Genomic DNA, 19,543 nt, shown 5'->3' with positions numbered 1-19,543 from the left:
TTAGTTGAGGGTTTTATAGGAAATGCACCTTACTGCACGGATCAATCCTAATTTAACATTAATCCATCCAATAAGGTGCATTTTTTACGATTAACTATCCTGCACTTTCCTCTAGTACCCCGGATTTTGGGTCAGTTTGCTGCTGATCAAAATTTGCGGGGCCGGAATCGGAAGGTAATATTCGTTGTCCGTATACACATAATCCAGTGCGTTGAAGGCAATACCGCCCCGGTCGACAGTCGGTTTTGCCTTTTCTTTCGCCCCATACGCGTTCATGAAAGCGGTTAATTCGGCGGGTGTTTTTGTTCTCCGCAAATCAAACCAGCGGTGGTTTTCGAACGCCAGTTCCACCCGGCGTTCTTTCATGATCGCGTCACGGAGGGCAACTTTATCCAGGCCGGTTTTGGCCGCCAGACCCGCCCGTTTGCGCACCTGGTTCAGGTAATCGAACGCTTCCGCCGAAGGCCCGGTGGCTTCGTTGATCGACTCGGCCAGCATCAGCAGTACGTCCGCATACCGCAACACCGGCCAGTTGTTGTCCGTCCGGCCCGTAATGGTGTGGGGATACGTAAACTTGATGATATACGGGATGGCGACTTCCTTGCCACTCAGCGTGTAGCTGGTTTTCAGCGACACATCTTTGCGCAAGTCGCCGGTTTCGTAGGCCGCAATCATGTCGTTGGTCGGAATGTTCCGGCCACTCGGCGTGGTGTTGGCAAAACCGGTCACGGCACCGGCCGACAGCCGGGGTGCAAACAGATACGCGAAATTACTTTGCTCGCCGAGGTCATTGCCGCCCTGATACTGAATCTCAAAGATGGATTCAGGGCCATTTTTCTTCGCCGGGTTAAAATTGTCGGCATAAAGTGGGTTCAGGGTGTACCCGGTGACCTGCTTCAGGGTCGTAACGGCATCGGCGTATTTCTTCTGCGTCAGATACGATTTGCCCAGCAGGCTCAAGGCGGCCCCTTTGGTCACCCGTCCCAACTGGTTTGCCGGGTAGGTAGCTGGTAGCAGGGCAACGGCTTCTTTCAGGTCTTTTTCAATCTGTGCCCAGACTTCAGCCTGTGGAGAGCGCGTCAGATCGAAAGCAGGATCCGGATTGGCCAGGGTCTTCGTCACCAGTACAACATCGCCAAAATACTGAACCAGATTGAAGTAGCCATAGGCCCGAATGAACTTCAACTGACCTTCGATTGGGCCTTTAGCGGCTGCATCGACCGCACTACCCTCCATTTTTTCCAGCGCGTAGTTGATATTGTACATCATGGAATAATACTGGTTCCAGACGTTCGCAATTTCACCATTTCCCTGGTTAACGGTCGAGAATTCAAAAGCCTCCCAGCCAGCCGCACCTCCGCGGTCGAGCGGGTTAAAATCGAGGGTCGTATTGTCCGACGGAAACTCCTGAAAAATATAGGCCGAGCCGGTAATCGTCTGGAGCTGACCATATACGCCGTTCAGTGCTTGCAGCAACTGGGTTTCATTCTTGTAGAAGAGGTCCGTGCCAATCCGGGTCGGGTCGGTGGTGACCAGCATATCATCTTTGCACGAAAACTGGGCAAGACAAAAAAGCAGTGTACCTATAGCGGTTATTTTTTTCATGTCTGTGTCAATTAGAAGTTTACTTTGAGACCGGCAGCGAATGTTCTGGGAATCGGATACGACTCGTCGTCGTTGTTTAGCTCGGTGCCACCGCGTACACCCGCATCGGGGTTATTACCGGGGTATTTCGTGAACAGGAACAGGTTGTTGGTGGTCACAAAAATCCGCGCATCGCTCAGAATGGATTTCACTTTCGGAAGCGTATAGCCCAGCGTAACGGATTTCAGCCAGACATAACTGCCGTCGTAAACGTACCGTTCGCTGCTTTCCCGCGACCATTTGAAGTAGCTGGTTCCGCCCTGTGAGTTTTTCGCGTTGGGATTGGAGCCCGGATTTTCAGGTGACCGCCAGCGGTCTTTTGCTTTGTCCAATACGTTGAACACACCGTCCATGTTCATCGTGGAAGCCTCGATGTTCCGGTAGACGTCGAAATCATGCGCACCCACGAACAGGATGTTCAGATCGAAGCGTTTGTAGTCGGCGGCCACGGTCCAGGCCCAGGTGAAGGCCGGATTTGGATTACCGATTTCCACCATATCCTGCGTATCGTAAGAAATAACGCCATCGCCGGTGGCATCGAAGAATTTCATCGCGCCCGGAATAGCACCATCCTGTTTCGGAGCGGCATCGATTTCAGCCTGCGTGTTGAAAATGCCTAACTTCCGGTAGCCATAGATCATCCCGATGGGGCGTCCCACTTTCTGAACGTTGTAACCGCCGTAGAAACCGCCATACCAGAGCATGTCGTTCGCTCCTTTGATTTCCAGAATTTTGCTGCGGTTGAACGTAATGTTGGCGTTGGTGCGGAAATTGATGGCCCCGATGTTGGTGCGGAAATCAGCTCCGATTTCAACCCCTTTGTTCTGCACTTTCCCGATGTTGGCCAAGCTGGAGGTAAAACCGGATACGGCCGGAATCGAAATGGGCAGTAGCATGTCGTTCGTAATCTTCTTGTAGTACTCCAGGTTCACCGTCAACTTGTTGTTGAACAGGGCCAGATCCATCCCGACGTCCAACTGATTCGATTTCTCCCATTTTAGCCCGGAGTTGGCAAACGAACTGACCACTTTCCCGGCGGCAAACGCATTGCCGAGGATGTAGTTGTTGGCGCCCACGAAGGCCAGACTGGGGTAGTTACCGATGTCATTGTTCCCCGTCACCCCAAAGCTGGCCCGGAGTTTCAGGTCGGTCAGCCAATCAGTTTTGGGCATGAAAGACTCTTCCGTCACCCGCCAGCCGATGGAGGCAGCCGGGAAATTACCATATTTGTTTTTCGCCCCAAACCGGGAACTGCCTTCCCGCCGGAACGAACCCGAGAACAGGTATTTGTCTTTGTAGGAATAGTTTACCCGGGCCAGTGCCGCCAGGTTAACCCAGCCAAATTCGGAGGAAGTGGCAGACCGGATGGAAGCGGCTCCCAGATACGGAACCAGGTCATCCGGGAAGGTATTACCGGTTCCGGTAAATGCTCGCACGCGCTCCTGCTGGGCCGTATACCCCACCAAAAAATCAAGATTATGCTGTTCGCCAATTCTGGGCACATAGGTCAGCAACTGGTCCAGCGAGTAGTTGATCAATTCGGCGGTATTGTCGTTTTCGGTCGCAATTCGCGGAGGAGCACCGGCCGTCCCCGTTGCTACCGAAGCACCGATGGTCGACGGAATGTACTCTTTATACGTATTGTTGTTCAGTTTGACGTTCGCCGACGTTCTGAATTTGAAATCTTTCAGAAACGTAACTTCGACGAAGGCATTGGTCAACAGGTCGGCAATGCTTCTTCGGCGGAGGGCATTTTTTAGCACATATAGTGGGTTTGGAAAGCCAAAAACGCCGTCGACACCATTGCTATACGGTTTTAGACTGCCATCGGGGTTGTAAGGCGTATCGCGCGGGTCCATCAGCAAGGCACCGCCCAACAAGGCACTCCGACCGTCTGTACTGGCCAGCTTCTGGCGGGTATACGTTCCGTTGATGTTCAAGCCAACATTGATGAACTTATTGACTTGCCCGCCCAGGTTAGACCGCACCGAAATCCGGTCGTAATTGGTTTCTTTAATCACACCGTTTTCCTTGTAATAACCAACCGACAGCAAGGCTTTGAGCGGCCCCTGACCGGAAGAAACCGTTAAGTTCGCATCGGTGTAGGGAGCACCATTGTTCAGAATCAGACCGTACCAGTCGGTTGAATATTTGGTTTGTTCCGGATAGCGATACCCGATCGGCACTTCTTCCAGTGTGGGTTCGCGTTTTTGCAGAATACGAACTTGATCTTCATAAATTTCCTTCTTGAACTGGGCGAATTCCACACCGTTCAGCATTTTTACGCGTCGGCTGTCCGGAAGCGTCTGCATCCCGTAATCAAGCGAGAAATTCACATTCGTCTTTCCTTCCTTGGCGCTTTTGGTGGTAATCAAAACTACCCCGTTGGAACCTCTGGCTCCATAAATGGCCGTAGAAGCCGCATCTTTCAGGACGGAAATGCTCTCGATGTCGTTCGGGTTCAGGTTTTGTCCAACGTCGGTTCCGACCGCAAAACCGTCGATCACATACAATGGATTGCTACCGGCTCCCAACGAACCGACACCCCGCACCCGCACCTCGAATACACCACCGGGCGCACCGCTTTTCGATTTTACGACCACACCCGCGGCCCGACCCTGCAACAATTGGTTCATGTTGTTGGACGGTTGTTCGCCGATGTCTTTCATGCTGATGACCGAGACGGCGGAGGTAATATCCTGCTTCCGCTGCGAACCGTATCCCACCACGACGACTTCTTCGAGAGAACGATCGCCAACCGCGAGTTGCACATCGACCCGGGTCCGGTTGCCAACGGCTACTTCCTGCGACAGATACCCCACAAAGGAGAAAATCAGGGTGGCGTTGTTTTCCGGAACATCCAGACGGTAGCTGCCATCGGCGTTGGTAGAGGTTCCCTTGGTAGAACCCTTCAGCACGACGCTGACACCCGGCAGGCCTTCGCCTTTTTCATCTTTAACGGTGCCGGTGACGGTCCGGTCGAGGGGGGCGTTTTCATTGGCATAGAGACCCGTTACTGTGAGCATCAGCAGACAGAACAGGAGCGAAGCCCGAATGAAAGTACCCGGTATGGGTATGAATTGTAAGCGTTTTTTCATTGCTTTTTTGTTAAGGAAGTAGAACAATGGATAATTTTTTGCTGTTTAAGAACTAGCTTATAGTCAGATAGTTCGGCGTTTGATTTAACGGAAAAGAGCAAATCGTGGCGGGGCAGATCAGGATCGGTTCGGCCGCTTTCGGGAGCATCGGTAGAGGGTTGTGGGCATCGGTCTTGGGTTTAGTGAAAAAAAGGAAAAGGTTCTGGGGCAACGGTGCTTCATTCGTCGTGCTGCCACCATTTGAGATTGATTGTGTGATTTTCGGATTCATTTTTCCGCTGGACCCGGTGCTGAATTTTTGTCCATAGCTTTTCTTCCAGTTGCTGTCTGGAAAGCTTACCGGTTTTTTCTTCCTGATCCTGATCCAGCAAGCTATACCAGTAGTCCATCATCTGTTTTTCCTCAGATGAGCAGACGCCATCCATGTAGCGCTGAAGCATTTCCAAAAAGCTTTTATGATTCGTTTGCATTCTCAGTCACAAATCCGAAATCGCCGGTAGTGGGAAAGGAATTGACTATAACGGTACGTCAATCTTGCGGTGATAAACCGCAAATCGTACTGTTAAATAATTAAATATTTATATTATCGTGCAGGTAATTTCTAAAAATTCTTTGTTTTGTTATAGGTAAGAATACGCCATGGACATTCTGTAAAGAACTGCTCGGTGAAATTAGGACTAATCCGGGAATTGACTTGTTGTAACCCGTTTTACGGGTACGTAAACACAGGTAAGTACAGGATAGCGTGTAGGCATAAAATGGGAATCTTAGAATATTAATTTATTCTATTCGGGGAGCAATTTTCTCCGGAACAGTCAGGCAGACCCACTATCGCTATCTTCTATGGACTACTCGGTTTTATGTGATGCCGTTTTGGTAAAACTCTTCCAAACTGGGGACGAAGAGGCTTTTCAGGCGATTTACCGCAAGTATTGGCATCCGCTTTTTGCCGTAGCCCGGAAAAAATTGTATTCGCAGGAGAACGCCGAGGAACTGGTTCAGGATCTTTTTGTGGATTTGTGGGAACGGCGGCAAAGCATTCAGATCGATGACCTGAAGAATTATTTATTCGGAGCAGTCAAATACAAAATACTAAATCAAATCAAAGCCGTGTTGGTTCGGCAGAAATACGAAAATTTCAAGATTGCCAGCCTGTCCGACCACGATTGCCATACCGAAAATTTGCTGGCTTACGACGATCTGACCAAAGCCCTGGAACTGGGCATCGCGCATCTGCCCGACAAAACCCGGCAGATTTTCCGGTTAAACCGGATGGAAAACCACTCCGTTCGTGAAATTTCGCTTCAGCTTTGCATCCCGGAACGAACCGTCGAATACCACATTATGCAATCGCTGCGAAGACTCCGGTGTCATTTGAAAGACTATGTAGGGGCGGTGTAAGAAATAGATAAGAACCGGGTTTGCACCCTGCTTTTCATCCAATTTTGATCCTGAAGAAACCCTAAACGCCCGGAATCGTTGTAGATTTGACCAAAATCTACGTCCATGCGATTCCCAAAGCCTGCCCACCTTTCTGTTTTGCTAGTCTTTCTGCTGGTGCTGAACGCCGGTTTTGCCCAAACCCAGCCGCTATCCACCAACATCCGCCTGAATCAGGTCGGTTTTTACCCCAATGCCGCCAAAGTCGCCATTGTCGTTGGCGATGCCCCGGGGGAATTTCGGATCACCACGCCGGATTTGAAGAAAACGGTCTTCAAAGGCACGCTGAGCGAAGCCAGTCAAAATGCCATTTCGGGCAAAACCGCCCGAACGGCGGATTTCTCCGCGCTGAAAGCCACCGGTACGTTTGTCGTTCTGATTCCCGGTCTGGGGCATTCCTATCCGTTCGACATCAAACCCAATGTTCACCGCGCCGTGGCCACCGGTTCGCTGAAAGGCTTTTATTACCAGCGGGTTTCGACGGACTTACCCGCCCGATACGCCGGGCAGTGGAGCCGTCCGGCAGGGCATGTCCGGGAAGATGCGCAGGTGCTGGTGCATCCGTCGGCGATTTCGGAAGGGCGTCCGGCGGGTACGGTTCTGTCGTCGCCGGGCGGGTGGTACGATGCCGGAGATTACAACAAATACATTGTCAATTCAGGCATTACCACCGGAACGCTGCTGGCCCTCTACGAAGACTTTCCGCAGTTTTGCCAGACCTTCAAAACCGCTATTCCCGAAAGTGATAACAAATTACCGGACCTTCTGGACGAGTCGCTCTGGAACTTACGCTGGATGCTGACCATGCAGGACCCGGCTGATGGCGGGGTCTACCACAAACTGACCAACGCCCGGTTCGATGGCATGGTGATGCCCGACAAAGCCACGAAGGAGCGGTATGTCGTTCAGAAAAGCATCACGGCGGCTCTCGACTTTGCGGCTGTAATGGCGCAGGCCGGACGAATTTTCAAACCGTTGAGCCGGGAACTGCCGGGTTTGTCGGACTCCTGCGTGACGGCTGCCGTTCGGGCGTGGGCGTGGGCGAAGAAAAACCCGGATTTGTACTACCGTCAGAATGCGATGAATGAGGCATTTGATCCGGACGTGGTGACTGGCGAATACGGCGACCGCGACGCCAGCGACGAGTGGATCTGGGCCGCGGCTGAATTGTACGTAACCACGAAGAACGATGCTTACTATACGGCGGTCGACCTGTTTCCGGACGACAAAATGCCCTTGCCCTCCTGGGCGCAGGTTCGACTATTGGGGTATTATACCCTGGCCCGTTTCGAAAAAAGCCTGACACCACTGGGTCAGAAAGACCTTCCGCAACTTAAAAAACGGCTGACCGGTTTTGCCGACGAACTAATCCGTGAGGTGGAGAAACAGGCCTACCAAACCGTCATGGGCAAGTCGGTGCGGGATTACATTTGGGGCAGCAGCGCGGTCGCGGCCAATCAGGGCATTGCACTGGTTCAGGCGTATCGCTTGACGAACGACAAAAAATACCTTCACAACGCCCTGACCAACTTCGATTATTTGCTGGGCCGCAATGCCACCGGCTATTGCTTCGTCACCGGTTTTGGCGATAAGCCGGTCATGAATCCGCACCACCGGCCCTCGGTGGCCGATGGCATCGAAGCGCCGGTTCCGGGGCTGTTGTCGGGCGGTCCCAACGGCAACGCACCCAAGCAGGACAAATGTGAAGGCTACACGGCCACGTCGGCGGATGAGCTGTTCATCGACGCATCCTGTTCCTATGCGTCCAACGAAATTGCCATCAACTGGAACGCTCCGCTGGTGTATCTGGCCGGGGCATTGGAAGCGTTGCAGGCGGCTTATTAAAACCGTTCGGGAGCGTCAGTGAACGTGATCCGGTTGCAGGACTTTTTTGGGTTTATTGCTTTGGACCGACAGAAAAACGTAGTAACCCAGTCCGAGCAGCATGATGAGAAAGCCCAGATTGCCGTAGAAACCGGGCCAGCCGACGCCTTTGAAAAGGATCTCACCAAGCAGCGTAAAGAAGATGGTGGTGACCTGGGTCGCTTCGACCGTGGCCAGGGCCGTGGGATTTTTCCGGACCAGTTGAATGGCTTTGAAGAATAAAACGCTTCCCAGAACGCCCGAAAAAAGGGCCGCCATCAAGGACGAAAACACCTGCACTCTGGCTGGCGGGCCGGATTCGTAAAAACCGTACACCGCCAGGAGGATCAAAACCGGCAGGCTCCCCAGACACATGCCCAGAACGCGTTGCCAGGCGCTCAGGTGAATGTTGCGGTGTTCCAGATCGAGCATCAGTTTGCGGTTGCCGAGCGGCCACAAGAAGGCGGCAACCAGCGTTAAGCCCAGGCTAATCAGCGTTGAATCACCCAGGTGGAAGGACTGCATTTTCTCAAGCTGCATCACCGCAATGCTGACCACGAGCAGGGCCGAAAGCAGCAGGGCCTTCCGGGGAATAATGGCCCGGTGATCCGAATAAATGAACGGCGCCAGCAGCAAACCCGCCAGAATGGTGATTTCAAAACCGGCGGCCACGAGCCAGCCGGGTGCGAAAAGCGAAGCAAACGTCAGGAAGGCGTAGAAAATTCCGAAGCCGATGTTGCCCCAGATCAGAAACGTGCCGGGCATCTGTTTCAGGACGACCAGCAGCGGTTTTAACTGACGGTTACCGGCAACAATAACCAGCAGAAAAGGAAGCAGGAGCCAATACCGGAGGGAGGCCGTCCAGGCCCAGTGTGAACCGGAAAAAGCCATCAGACTGTTGACAATCAGCCCGACAGAGAGAAACAGGTTACTGACCAATCCCAGCGCAATGGCCTGGATAACGGTTTTGCTTTCTTTTGTCATTGATTTACAGTGGGTTGTATTCTTTCTGCCGAAACGCAACGCAATGACATGAACACAAATTCCCCTACCCGGTGTGTTCCAACCGGCCCCAGGCTGTATGGTAGGGGAATGAACTCGATCAGGCGGGAATCACGCCCAGTTCCTGACCAATTTTGGTGAAGGCCGCCACCGCTTTTTCCAGATGCTCCGGCTCGTGACCCGCCGAAATCTGAACCCGAATCCGGGCTTTGCCTTTGGGCACAACCGGGTAGAAGAAACCGATGACGTAGATGCCTTCTTTCAGCAACCGGGCGGCAAATTCCTGCGCCAGCGGAGCCTCGTAGAGCATGATCGGCACAATCGGGTGTTCACCGGGGATGATGTCGAAACCGGCCGCGGTCATCGCTTCCCGAAAATACCGCGTGTTGCTTTCCAGTTTATCCCGCAACTGAGTTGACCCATTCAGCAACTCCAGCACCTTCAGCGACGCGCCGACAATCGAGGGCGCGAGCGTGTTGGAAAACAGATAGGGCCGCGACCGCTGGCGGAGCAGTTCAACGATTTCTTTCCGGGCCGCCGTAAAACCGCCGGAAGCCCCGCCGAGTGCTTTTCCGTAGGTGCCGGTGATGATGTCGATTCGCCCCAGAACGTTGCGGTATTCGGCGGTGCCGCGACCTGTTCGGCCCAGAAAACCGCTGGCGTGGCATTCGTCGATCATCGTCATGGCACCGTATTGGTCGGCCAGGTCGCAGATTTTATCCAGTTGGGCGATGGTTCCGTCCATCGAAAAGGCGCCATCGGTAACAATCAGTTTACGACGTGACGAGGAAGCGGCCTGTAGCTGAGCCTCCAGATCGGCCATGTCGTTGTGTTTATACCGGAACCGTTTGGCCTTGCACAGCCGGATTCCGTCGATGATCGACGCGTGGTTGAGTTCGTCCGAAATGATGGCGTCTTCTTCGTTCAGCAAAGGTTCGAACACCCCCCCGTTGGCATCGAAGGCAGCCGCGTACAAAATGCAGTCTTCCGCGCCGACAAACTCGGCGGTTTTTTGCTCCAATTCCTTGTGAATGTCCTGCGTACCGCAGATAAACCGCACCGACGACATGCCGAAACCGTGGCTCGCAAGGGCCTGGTGAGCCGCTTCGATAACGTCGGGGTGGGAGGAAAGGCCCAGGTAATTGTTGGCACAGAAATTCAGGACCTTTTGTCCGTCTTTTACGGCAATCACCGCCGACTGCGGAGAGACAATGATCCGCTCGGATTTATAGAGACCGGCTTCTTTGATGCTGTCCAGTTCCTGCTGAAAGGATGCGCGGGTGGTTTCGTAAGGAGTCATGTTATTTCAATTGGGATTGTGGATCGTAAATTAGGGTAAGCTGGGTAATCATTTCGCGGGTCATGGCGGGCAGGTCGTAGTGCGGTTGCCAGCCCCAGTCGTGCCGGGCCGCCGAATCGTCGATGGTTTTGGGCCACGAATCGGCAATTTCCTGCCGGAAATCCGGTTTATAGCGGGTCACGAAATCCGGAAAATACGTTTGAATGGATGCCGTCAGTTCGGCGGGTGTAAAACTCATGCCGGTCAGGTTATACGAGGTCCGCACCTGAACCCGATCTTCGGGCGCTTCCATCAGTTCCATCGTTGCCCGAATTGCATCGTCCATGTAGATCATGGGCAACCGGGTGTTTTCGGACAGAAAACACTCGAATGGCAGGTGCTGAACGGCTTTGTGGTAAATGTCGACCGCATAATCCGTGGTTCCTCCGCCCGGCATGGACTGGTAGCTGATGACGCCGGGATACCGCAGCGAGCGGATGTCCAACCCGTATCGCTTGTGGTAATACATCGACCAGTTTTCGGCGGCCACTTTGCTGATGCCGTACACCGTCGATGGGTCCATGTAGGCGGTTTGCGGTGTTTCATATTTGGGTGAATGATCGCCAAAAGCCGCAATGGAACTGGGAACGAACACCTTATCAAGTTTATAGGTCCGGCCTACTTCAAAGACGTTCAGCAGTGTTTGCATGTTCAGATTCCAGGCACTGATCGGGTCAGATTCGCCTTTGGCCGAGAGAACGGCGGCCAAGTGATAAATCTGGGTAATATTATACTTTCGGATCAGCCGGGCCAGCTCGTCCGGTTGCGTGGCATCCAGGATTTCAAATGGCCCCTGCGGCAGGGTCGGCATTCGTAAATCCGACGCCACCACGGCGTCGATTCCGAAACGATCCTGTAGACGGGGGAGCAGAGCCGTACCGATTTGTCCGTTGGCTCCGATCAGTAAAATAGTGTCTCGCTTCATGTACGTGTGGTCTCAGAAAGCTGAAAAAGGGTTGTTGATGAAGTCGTTTGTGCGTAAAAAAGAGGGTGAGCGGTTTTTGATAATTTTCTTTACAAATCTAAATAATAAACGATTTTAACTTATGTAATGGACGGAACTCAATAAATATTACTGTAATAGTATGAATTGGTAGGGATTTAATCGGAATCTGCTTTCTGTCTCCTCCGGTGGCAGAAATTTTTTCTAGACGTAGCAGGCAGGAACCGGCAAAGCGCGTCAAAAGTGCCGGTAAAGAGATGGTAATTGAGCGGACAAAGTAAACATAAAACCGTTGGGTAAGGCATTTCTGGGGAAAGCAAACGGTTCGATTGAAAACAGGACAAAGGAGATCTGGTAACGGCTTTTTGCATTCGTTCAGGCGGTTTTCGCCAGGAAATGCCTGAGGAATAAATCTAATAAAATAAATAATTTCCGGCGAACAGATTTCGGGTAGAATCGGGACATTCCGGATGCCATACGGGTCGCTTAGCGACCGAATGTTTGTAGAAAGCAGGTTGAATTTGATTTTTTTGGTCGCGTAGCGATCTGATAAAAGATGCCGTTGGGTCGCTACGCGACCAAAAAGGATGCTGCGGTGAAACGTACGCTACAAACATTTGGTCGCTATGCGACCTCCAGAAAGAGGAAGATGTGGCTCGTTTTCGTTGGTAACCGTTGCAAAAACAGTGAGATGCGAGAAGAAGAAAGTCGTGAAAGCCAGGAAAACTGGTCTTTGCTCTCACTTCTTTCCTCTCATATCTCACAAAATCGTCAGGGCGTAATGGCCGGGATGCGTTGCTCGGTCACCAGGCGGTTGAACTCCGGAACCTGCTGGTTGATCACTTCTTTCAATTTGGTCAGCGAACCGTCGACCTGTTTTTCCAGGGCTTCGTAAACCGTGTAAGACGCTTTGGTCGGCTTGGTGTCGGCCGACGAAACCACCGAGCTAACGCCCGCCAGCTTATCGTTCAGCCGAATGGGATAGGCCAGGGCGTCCTGCTGCGCTTTTGATTTCGGTTGCATCAGCTCCGACTCCAGTTTGTCCAGCGTTTCGAGCATCGGCTGCGTTACTTTCTTGAATTTTGCCGCCACCGCCGGGTCTTTCACGTCCTTCATGTACCCGCTCACCTGATTCCGGATCTGGCGAATCTGGTTGACGCCCTTGTGCGTTTCCGACAGTTTGTTGTTGATTTTCGACAACAGGTCAAACTGCGCTTTGTAGTCGGCATCCGTCAGTTTCAGGCGGGGATCTTTCAGGATTTCGAATGGCTGTTCGGCCACCAGCGAATCCCCCATCAAAAGCCGGACTTTGTATTGTCCCGGCACCACTTTGGCCCCCGTTCCGCGGCCGGTCCACATCACGTTGATGCCATCGACCGGGGTTACATCCGGATACCGCATGTCCCAGACAAAGGCGTTCATGCCCGGTAGAGCCGGAGCCGTTCCCGGTCTTTTCGCCGTCGCATCGTCGTAAAATTCCTTCGCGATTTTCAGCGGGGCTCCCTTCTTGTCTTTGGTATTGGAATACGTAATGATCGTGTCACCCGCCGTGGTCATGAAGAGCAACTTTAGTTCTTTGGCCGGTTTGTTTTTCAGGTAATACCGTACCAGCACACCGTTGGGCGCGTTTTCGCCTTCGTCCAGTGACGGGCCGCTGCGCAGATTTTCGGTGCCGCCGTCCATCCGGTAAGCCGGACGCGGTTTGAACAAATGCACCGATTTTCCGGCTAACGTGCCTTTGGCCTGCTGATCGGCGATCTCGTGCAGGGGTGTAATGTCGTCCATGATCCAGAACGACCGGCCGTGCGTGGCCACCACCAGGTCTTTTTCCCGTTTGTGAATCTGGAGGTCGCGGATGGGCGTGATGGGCAGGTTCAGATTCAGCTTCTGCCAGGAGGTTCCATCGTTGAATGACACATACACACCGCGTTCGGTACCGGCATACAGCAAACCGGCTTTGTTGGGGTCTTCCCGAACGACATGGCAATATTCGTCCGCCGGAATGCCGGCCGTGATTGCCGTCCAGGTTTTTCCGTAATCCGTCGTTTTGAACAGATACGGTTTCCGGTCGCCCGACATGTAGCGTTTGGCCGCCAGATACGCCTTGCCGGTCGTGTGTTCGGAGGGGTGAATCATACTCATGATGGCCCATTCCGGCAGTTGTGAAGTCGGCGGGGTAATTTTCTGCCAGCTTTTGGCACCATCGCGGCTGATGTGCATCAACCCGTCGTCGGAACCCGCCCAGAATACATTTTTCTCGATGGGCGATTCGGCGAAGGTGAAAACCGTCGGGAACGTTTCGGCACCGGTGTTGTCTTTCGTGATCGGTCCGCCCGTATCACCCTGCGTTTTCGGGTCGTTGCGCGTCAAATCCGGGCTGAGGTCTTCCCAGGTATGGCCGTAATCGTAGCTGCGGTGAACGTGCTGCGAGGTCACATACAGGGCTTTGGGATCGTGCGGAGAAAAAACAATCGGGAACGTCCACTGAAACCGGTATTTCCGGTCGGCGGAAGGAGCGCCCATGCTGTAATCCGGGTAGACGTTGATGCGCTGGTTCTGATCGGTCGCCTTGTCGTAGCGGGTGATCAAACCGTCGTAGCTTCCGCCAAACGTCACTTCGGGGTTGTTCGGATCGGACGTGATGTAGCCCGACTCGCCACCGGCCACCTGATACCAGGCTCCGGCACCAATCGAGAAGTCCGTCGTGCGGCTGGCAATCCGGATGGCCGAGTTGTCCTGCTGCGCACCGTAGAGGTTATACGGGAAGTCGTTGTCCAGCGAAACGTGGTAAAACTGCGCCGTCGGAATGTCGATGTCGGAGAAGGTTGCTCCGCCGTTGTAGGTCACTTCGGCCCCGCCGTCGTCGGCAATGATGAAGTTTTGGGGGTTCTTCGGATTCCACCAGATGTCGTGCGTATCGCCGTGGTGAACCGGAATCCGGGAGAAGGTTTTACCGCCGTCATAGGATTTCAACGCGTTTACATTCAGGATGATCAGGCCATTTTCGTTTTGCGGATCGGCCGCCAGCATCATGTAATACCACGGCCGTTGCCACAGGTTTTTGTCTTCGTTGATCAGTTGCCAGGTCATGCCTGCATCGTCGGAACGGTACAAACCGCCTTTGGCATTCTCAACCATCGCATACAGGCGGTTGGAGTTAACCGGCGAAACCGTAATGCCAATTTTTCCGAGCAGGCCTTTGGGCATCCCCGGTTTGTCGTGCAGGCTGATCCAGGTGTCTCCTCCATCGGTCGATTTGTACAAACCGCAACCCGGTCCACCGCTGCTCATCATGTAGCTGTTGCGGTAGGCCTGCCACATCGACGCGTAAACGATCGACGGGTTGTTGGGATCGAGTTCCACCACGGCGGCACCCGTGCTGTCGTTTTTGGCCAGAATGTGTTTCCAGGATTTGCCGCCGTCGGTGGTGCGGAAAACACCGCGTTCCTTGTTGGGCGCAAACGGATTGCCCAGAGCCGCGACGTAAGCGATGTCGGGGTTTTGGGGATGGACTTCAATATTGCCAATGGCATCGGCCATTTTCAGGCCCATGTGTTTCCAGGTCTTGCCGGCATCGGTCGATTTGTAGACACCGTCGCCGTACGAAATATTACTGCGAATGTCGGACTCACCCATGCCGACGTAGATGACGTTCGGATCGGAGGGGGCTACAACAATCGCACCTACCGAACTGGATTTGAATGTACTGTCGGAAATTGAAAGCCAATTGGCCCCGCCATCGACGGTTTTCCAGACGCCACCGCCGGTAGTTCCGAAATAATAAGTAAGGGGCTGGTCGACGTGACCGGCGGCTGCCAGGGAGCGCCCACCCCGGAACGGCCCGACGTTACGCCACCGTAAGCCATTGAAAAGGCTTTCCGAAATTGTAGAAACGGCGGGAGAGGAGGAAGCGGTTTTGGCTTTTCGCTGGGCCACGGCCAGGTCGGGGATCAGGACCAGACCCAGCACAACCCACGCAACGGCGGCTGAGGCCCGATTGACTAAAAAAGATGCTGATAAATGATTTTTCATGAACGAAAGATAAGAGTTGTACAGGGCCATGCAAGTCAGGCATAGGCCCAGGAGCACGACATCTGTGGGAAGTATTTGCTGGTAAAACACCGGGCAACGACTGCTCCGAACACGCCGGGTCAGGCCGCACATAACTCGTCGGTCGGAGACAGTCGGGCCGGTATACCAATCAAGCAAGATCTTCAGGTTCTTTTACAAAATCCCAGACCGTTTTCTGTGCTTTCCTGCTGCTCCCCTTCCAGAGTGGCAATGCACACAAAAATTCGTTCAGGTTGTAAAAACCTGTTCCAATACGCAATGATGAATGATCAGGATTGTCAATGACAACCCGATACAGTTGTTATGTCAACTGCTGGTTTTCGCTACGCGCTTCGAGTGCGGCTGGAAGCGGGTAACGGTTGGTAAGCCTTGTCAATAATTCGTAAACTCCTCCCAAATATTAGAAGCAATCCAACCGATGTCAAGTTTAATAGTATTTTAATTTTGATAAGTAATGATTTTCGCAGATAGAAAAAACAATATAAAAGAATAGTGCAAAATTCAGTTTATTTTGTTTTGAACAATCGGGGAAAAACCAATATAAATGCGCACTAATCCAATTGTTTCGATGTACAATATATTCCGTCTATTTAACGATGGGTGGAGAAAATAATAAGCTGTATTTTGGTTTCACAATAAAAAACACTGTTGAAGATTAAAATAAAAGAAAATATTATTGATCATTTTCTTTGTATTAAAATTGGCTTTTTCCTAAATTTGCCAAAGAATATTCTTCGTAACTCTCCAGTTGTGTTTTCAGGGTTTGCGTCATCCGCCAGCTCTGTTTATTCCCTTCCAGTCAAGCAAGAAAAGTAGCCGTTTGAAACCAATTCAGACGGAGTTTCCCATTTCTAACCACGAGTTATCATGGCTACTACTTTCTTATATAGCACTGCCAGGCCTGCACACTAACAGCCGCTGGTTTTTCAAATACACGAATACCGACTCGTCTACGGCGTCCGATCTGTCCGCCGGTGCGCTGGCTTGTGTGCCACGTGTGTCCGGCGAGAGCGTAACCTGTTTGCAAACGGAAATGAATCGACCCCAATCACCGGACTGAGTAGATCCGGGAAGGCTGCTACGTCCGTTGCCCACCTCCACCGGAGTTTGTGTAACCCAAAATCAACTTATCATGAAGCAAATTGCTACTGTTCTTATTCTTATTTTTTCCGCCCATCTTCTGCATGCGCAGGACCGCATCCTGAAAGGGATCGTGAACAGCCAGGAAGAAAATACCGGCATACCGGGTGTGAATGTGGTGCTGAAAGGCACTTCGATTGGCACGACGACCGATGCCAATGGCGCCTATCAGCTCAGCGTCGGTACCAAAGGCGGAACGTTGGTTTTTTCGTCCATTGGATTCCAGAATAAAGAAGTGACCATTGGAAACCAGTCGAAAATCGATGTGGTTCTGGTGACCGATACCAAGATCTTATCGGAAGTGATTGTGACCGGCTACGGAACACAGGCCCAGAAAACCATCACCGGTTCCATTGCGTCGGTGAGCGGCAAAGCCATCGAAAACATTCCGGCTCCGAGCAGCGACCAACTCCTGCAGGGACGGGCCGCCGGGGTGCAGGTGAGCGCCAACTCCGGTACGCCCGGGGGCGGCATGATGGTCCGGGTGCGCGGAACCACTTCCATCAACGGTTCCAGCGATCCGCTGTATGTCGTCGACGGGATTCCGATCCAGTCGGGCAGCCTTTCCGCAATTGGTTTGGGCGGAAGCACCACCAACCCCATCGCCGACATCAACCCGGCCGACATTGCCTCCATGGAAATTCTGAAAGATGCCTCGGCCACCGCGATTTATGGCGCGCGGGCGGCCAATGGCGTCGTTTTGATCACCACCAAACGCGGAGCCAATAAAAAAGCGAAGATCAGCTTTGGTACTTATATCGGTACGCAAAACCTGTGGCGCAAACCCGCCGTGGTCGACGGAACGACCTTCGAAACGCTGATCAACGAAGCCTCGGTCAACAACGGCCAGACGGCTCCGTATGCCAATCCGGCCGGAACCATCAACACCGACTGGAGAGAGCCGGTTTTCCAGAACGGACTCCTGCGCAACCATGACCTGTCGATTACGGGCGGTACCGACAAAATTCAGTACCTGGTTTCGGTCAACAACTTCTTTCAGGAAGCGGTGATCAAAGGCTCGGATTTCAAACGGACGAGTGGCCGGGTCAACCTCGACTTCACGCCCATCAACAAAGTGAAAGTCGGAACCAGCGTGCTGTTCTCCCGCAATTTCCGGAACCGGGTTCGGAACGACGACAACATTTCCGGTGCGCTGGAAGGCTCATTCTTTCTGCCGCCCAACCTGCCCTTCTACCAGACCAATGGTTCGTATACCAAATTCGGAACTTTCGAAAGCCCGCTGGCGGCTGTTGAACACAACGACATCACGATGTCGACCAACCGGTTTCTGGCCAATGTATACGCCCAATACGATATTATACCGGGTTTGAGTCTGCGGTCCAGCTTCAGTCTGGATTACAGCAACATCCAGGAAGATCTCTACGACGACACGTTTCTGAACAACGGTGCTGCGGTCAACGGTTCGGCCCGTTCGGTCAACACGCGGGATGATAACTGGGTGCAGGAGAACGTGTTGACGTTCCAGCGGAGTTTCGGCAATCACTCGATCAATGCCTTGGTTGGAACCTCCGTTCAGGAGTCGGTTTTCAGCCGGACGTCGGCTACGGGCCAGCAGTTTCCCAGCAACGATTTCCGCAGAATCATTTCGGCGGCTGTTCAAACCGGTACGTCTGAAGGCTCCAGTTGGGGAATCGCTTCGTTGTTTGGCCGGTTTGTATACGACTACAAAAACAAATACCTGGCAACGGTCAACATCCGGCGCGATGGTTCTTCCCGGTTTGGGGTAGCCAACCGCTGGGGAACATTCCCGTCGGTGGCCGTGGGCTGGCTGCTCTCCGAGGAGTCGTTTATGAAATCGGTGTCGGCCATCAATGTGCTGAAACTCCGGGCCAGCTACGGTTTTACGGGAAACCAGAGCGGGATTACAAACTTTCAGTCCCTGGGCCTCTGGGGGGGCAACCTGAACGACCTGGGCGATGTATCCGGTTCTTCGGCGTATGTGAACTTGCCGGGAACGGCTCCCGTCCAGTTGGCCAATCCCAACCTGAAATGGGAAACCACGGAGCAAACCAACGTTGGGCTTGATCTGGGCTTGCTGAAAAACCGCCTGAAAATTACCGCCGACTATTACGTCAAGAATACGCGCGATCTGTTGCTGGCTGTTCCGGTTCCCCGGACGTCTGGTTTCAACACGCTGGTGCAGAACTACGGTTCGGTGCAGAACAGCGGGGTCGAACTGGGTATCAACGCCGATGTGCTGCGCGGTGGAGCGGATAAGCTCGACTGGAATGTGAACTTCAACATTGCCACGAACAAAAACCGCCTGACCAAACTGGCCGCGCCGTTTACCGTTTACAACCGGGATATCTACCGGTATCAGGAAGGCTACTCCATGTATTCGTTCTATTTCCACGAGCAAACCGGCGTCAACCGGGAAACAGGAGCGCCCATCTTTACCGATGTGGATGGCGATGGCAAGTTTGACGCCAACGTCGATCGCAAGATCGTGGGCAACGCCAACCCGGATTTCTTCGGCGGGATCACCAATACGCTGTCTTACAAAGGCTTCGACCTGATGTTCTTCTTCCAGTATTCGTATGGAAACATGCAGTTACACTGGAACCGCTTCTTCCAGGAACACGGCGGCACGCGGAACACCAACTTCATGACGAGCCAACTGGATCGCTGGCAAAAACCGGGTGATGAGACGATGATCCCGAAAATGACGGCCGAAAACTATTCCGGCAACCTGCGCCCTTCGCGCTTTCTGGAAGATGGTTCGTACATGCGTCTGAAAAACCTTTCGATCGGCTACAGCCTGCCAGCGACGCTGCTGAGCAAAATCAAACTGTCGAGCGCGCGGGTTTACGTGTCCGGTCAGAATGTCCTGACCTTCACGAAGTACACCGGTTTGGATCCGGAACTGACCGGAACGGCGGCTACCAACCTCACGCAGGGCATCGAGTTCTACACGATGCCGCAACCACGGGTGTATATGGCTGGTATCAACGTGAGTTTTTAACCGTTCTCAACCGCTACTGA

The 19,543-nt window shown here is 52.9% G+C and carries 10 protein-coding genes; 3 read left to right on the top strand and 7 right to left on the bottom strand.

Annotated elements, in window-relative coordinates; all coding sequences use genetic code 11:
• Positions 1-111: 111 nt before the first annotated feature.
• From ACO064_RS07265 to ACO064_RS07255, 3 genes are all read right to left on the bottom strand, one after another.
• A complete protein-coding gene (locus ACO064_RS07265) occupies positions 112-1,605 on the bottom strand; it encodes a RagB/SusD family nutrient uptake outer membrane protein (RefSeq protein ID WP_421826726.1) in 1,494 nt (497 codons plus the stop codon).
• An 11-nt stretch (positions 1,606-1,616) separates the two neighbouring features.
• Positions 1,617-4,742, bottom strand: a complete 3,126-nt coding sequence (locus tag ACO064_RS07260; protein ID WP_421826725.1) for a SusC/RagA family TonB-linked outer membrane protein — start codon at positions 4,740-4,742, stop codon at positions 1,617-1,619.
• A 218-nt stretch (positions 4,743-4,960) separates the two neighbouring features.
• A complete protein-coding gene (locus ACO064_RS07255; RefSeq protein ID WP_421826724.1) occupies positions 4,961-5,182 on the bottom strand; it encodes a hypothetical protein in 222 nt (73 codons plus the stop codon).
• 403 nt (positions 5,183-5,585) lie between these two features.
• Between ACO064_RS07255 and ACO064_RS07250 the strand changes: the two genes are divergently transcribed.
• Together ACO064_RS07250 and ACO064_RS07245 are read left to right on the top strand one after the other, a co-directional pair.
• Positions 5,586-6,143, top strand: coding sequence for an RNA polymerase sigma-70 factor (locus ACO064_RS07250; RefSeq protein WP_421826723.1), 558 nt, complete (start codon positions 5,586-5,588; stop codon positions 6,141-6,143).
• Between the two features lie 105 nt (positions 6,144-6,248).
• Positions 6,249-8,027, top strand: coding sequence for a glycoside hydrolase family 9 protein (locus ACO064_RS07245; RefSeq protein WP_421826722.1), 1,779 nt, complete (start codon positions 6,249-6,251; stop codon positions 8,025-8,027).
• 15 nt (positions 8,028-8,042) lie between these two features.
• On the opposite strand, the gene ACO064_RS07240 is transcribed toward ACO064_RS07245, so the two are convergent.
• From ACO064_RS07240 to ACO064_RS07225, 4 genes are all read right to left on the bottom strand, one after another.
• Positions 8,043-9,029 carry a multidrug resistance efflux transporter family protein gene (locus ACO064_RS07240; RefSeq protein ID WP_421826721.1) on the bottom strand — a complete coding sequence of 329 codons (987 nt, stop codon included), beginning with the start codon at positions 9,027-9,029 and terminating at the stop codon, positions 8,043-8,045.
• Positions 9,030-9,147: 118 nt separating this feature from the next.
• Positions 9,148-10,347 carry a glycine C-acetyltransferase gene (gene kbl / locus ACO064_RS07235; protein WP_421826720.1) on the bottom strand — a complete coding sequence of 400 codons (1,200 nt, stop codon included), beginning with the start codon at positions 10,345-10,347 and terminating at the stop codon, positions 9,148-9,150.
• Position 10,348: 1 nt separating this feature from the next.
• Entirely contained in the window at positions 10,349-11,311 is a 963-nt protein-coding gene (locus tag ACO064_RS07230; protein ID WP_421826719.1) for an NAD-dependent epimerase/dehydratase family protein, read from the bottom strand.
• Between the two features lie 789 nt (positions 11,312-12,100).
• Positions 12,101-15,361, bottom strand: a complete 3,261-nt coding sequence (locus ACO064_RS07225; RefSeq protein ID WP_421826718.1) for a WD40/YVTN/BNR-like repeat-containing protein — start codon at positions 15,359-15,361, stop codon at positions 12,101-12,103.
• 1,171 nt (positions 15,362-16,532) lie between these two features.
• Between ACO064_RS07225 and ACO064_RS07220 the strand changes: the two genes are divergently transcribed.
• Entirely contained in the window at positions 16,533-19,523 is a 2,991-nt protein-coding gene (locus ACO064_RS07220; protein WP_421826717.1) for a SusC/RagA family TonB-linked outer membrane protein, read from the top strand.
• The last annotated feature ends 20 nt before the right edge of the window (positions 19,524-19,543 follow it).

Origin of the sequence: Larkinella sp. (genome assembly GCF_965227735.1) — a bacterium.
Taxonomy (GTDB): domain Bacteria; phylum Bacteroidota; class Bacteroidia; order Cytophagales; family Spirosomataceae; genus Larkinella.
This window is presented reverse-complemented; position numbering and strand designations above follow the sequence as displayed.

Excerpts from the sequence above, each read along its gene's own strand:
- ACO064_RS07240 (WP_421826721.1), bottom strand. The coding sequence starts at position 9,029 with ATGACAAAAGAAAGCAAAACCGTTATCCAGGCCATTGCGCTGGGATTG.
- kbl (WP_421826720.1), bottom strand. The coding sequence starts at position 10,347 with ATGACTCCTTACGAAACCACCCGCGCATCCTTTCAGCAGGAACTGGAC.
- ACO064_RS07260 (WP_421826725.1), bottom strand. The coding sequence starts at position 4,742 with ATGAAAAAACGCTTACAATTCATACCCATACCGGGTACTTTCATTCGG.
- ACO064_RS07255 (WP_421826724.1), bottom strand. The coding sequence starts at position 5,182 with ATGCTTCAGCGCTACATGGATGGCGTCTGCTCATCTGAGGAAAAACAG.
- ACO064_RS07225 (WP_421826718.1), bottom strand. The coding sequence starts at position 15,361 with ATGAAAAATCATTTATCAGCATCTTTTTTAGTCAATCGGGCCTCAGCC.
- ACO064_RS07265 (WP_421826726.1), bottom strand. The coding sequence starts at position 1,605 with ATGAAAAAAATAACCGCTATAGGTACACTGCTTTTTTGTCTTGCCCAG.
- ACO064_RS07220 (WP_421826717.1), top strand. The coding sequence starts at position 16,533 with ATGAAGCAAATTGCTACTGTTCTTATTCTTATTTTTTCCGCCCATCTT.
- ACO064_RS07250 (WP_421826723.1), top strand. The coding sequence starts at position 5,586 with ATGGACTACTCGGTTTTATGTGATGCCGTTTTGGTAAAACTCTTCCAA.
- ACO064_RS07230 (WP_421826719.1), bottom strand. The coding sequence starts at position 11,311 with ATGAAGCGAGACACTATTTTACTGATCGGAGCCAACGGACAAATCGGT.
- ACO064_RS07245 (WP_421826722.1), top strand. The coding sequence starts at position 6,249 with ATGCGATTCCCAAAGCCTGCCCACCTTTCTGTTTTGCTAGTCTTTCTG.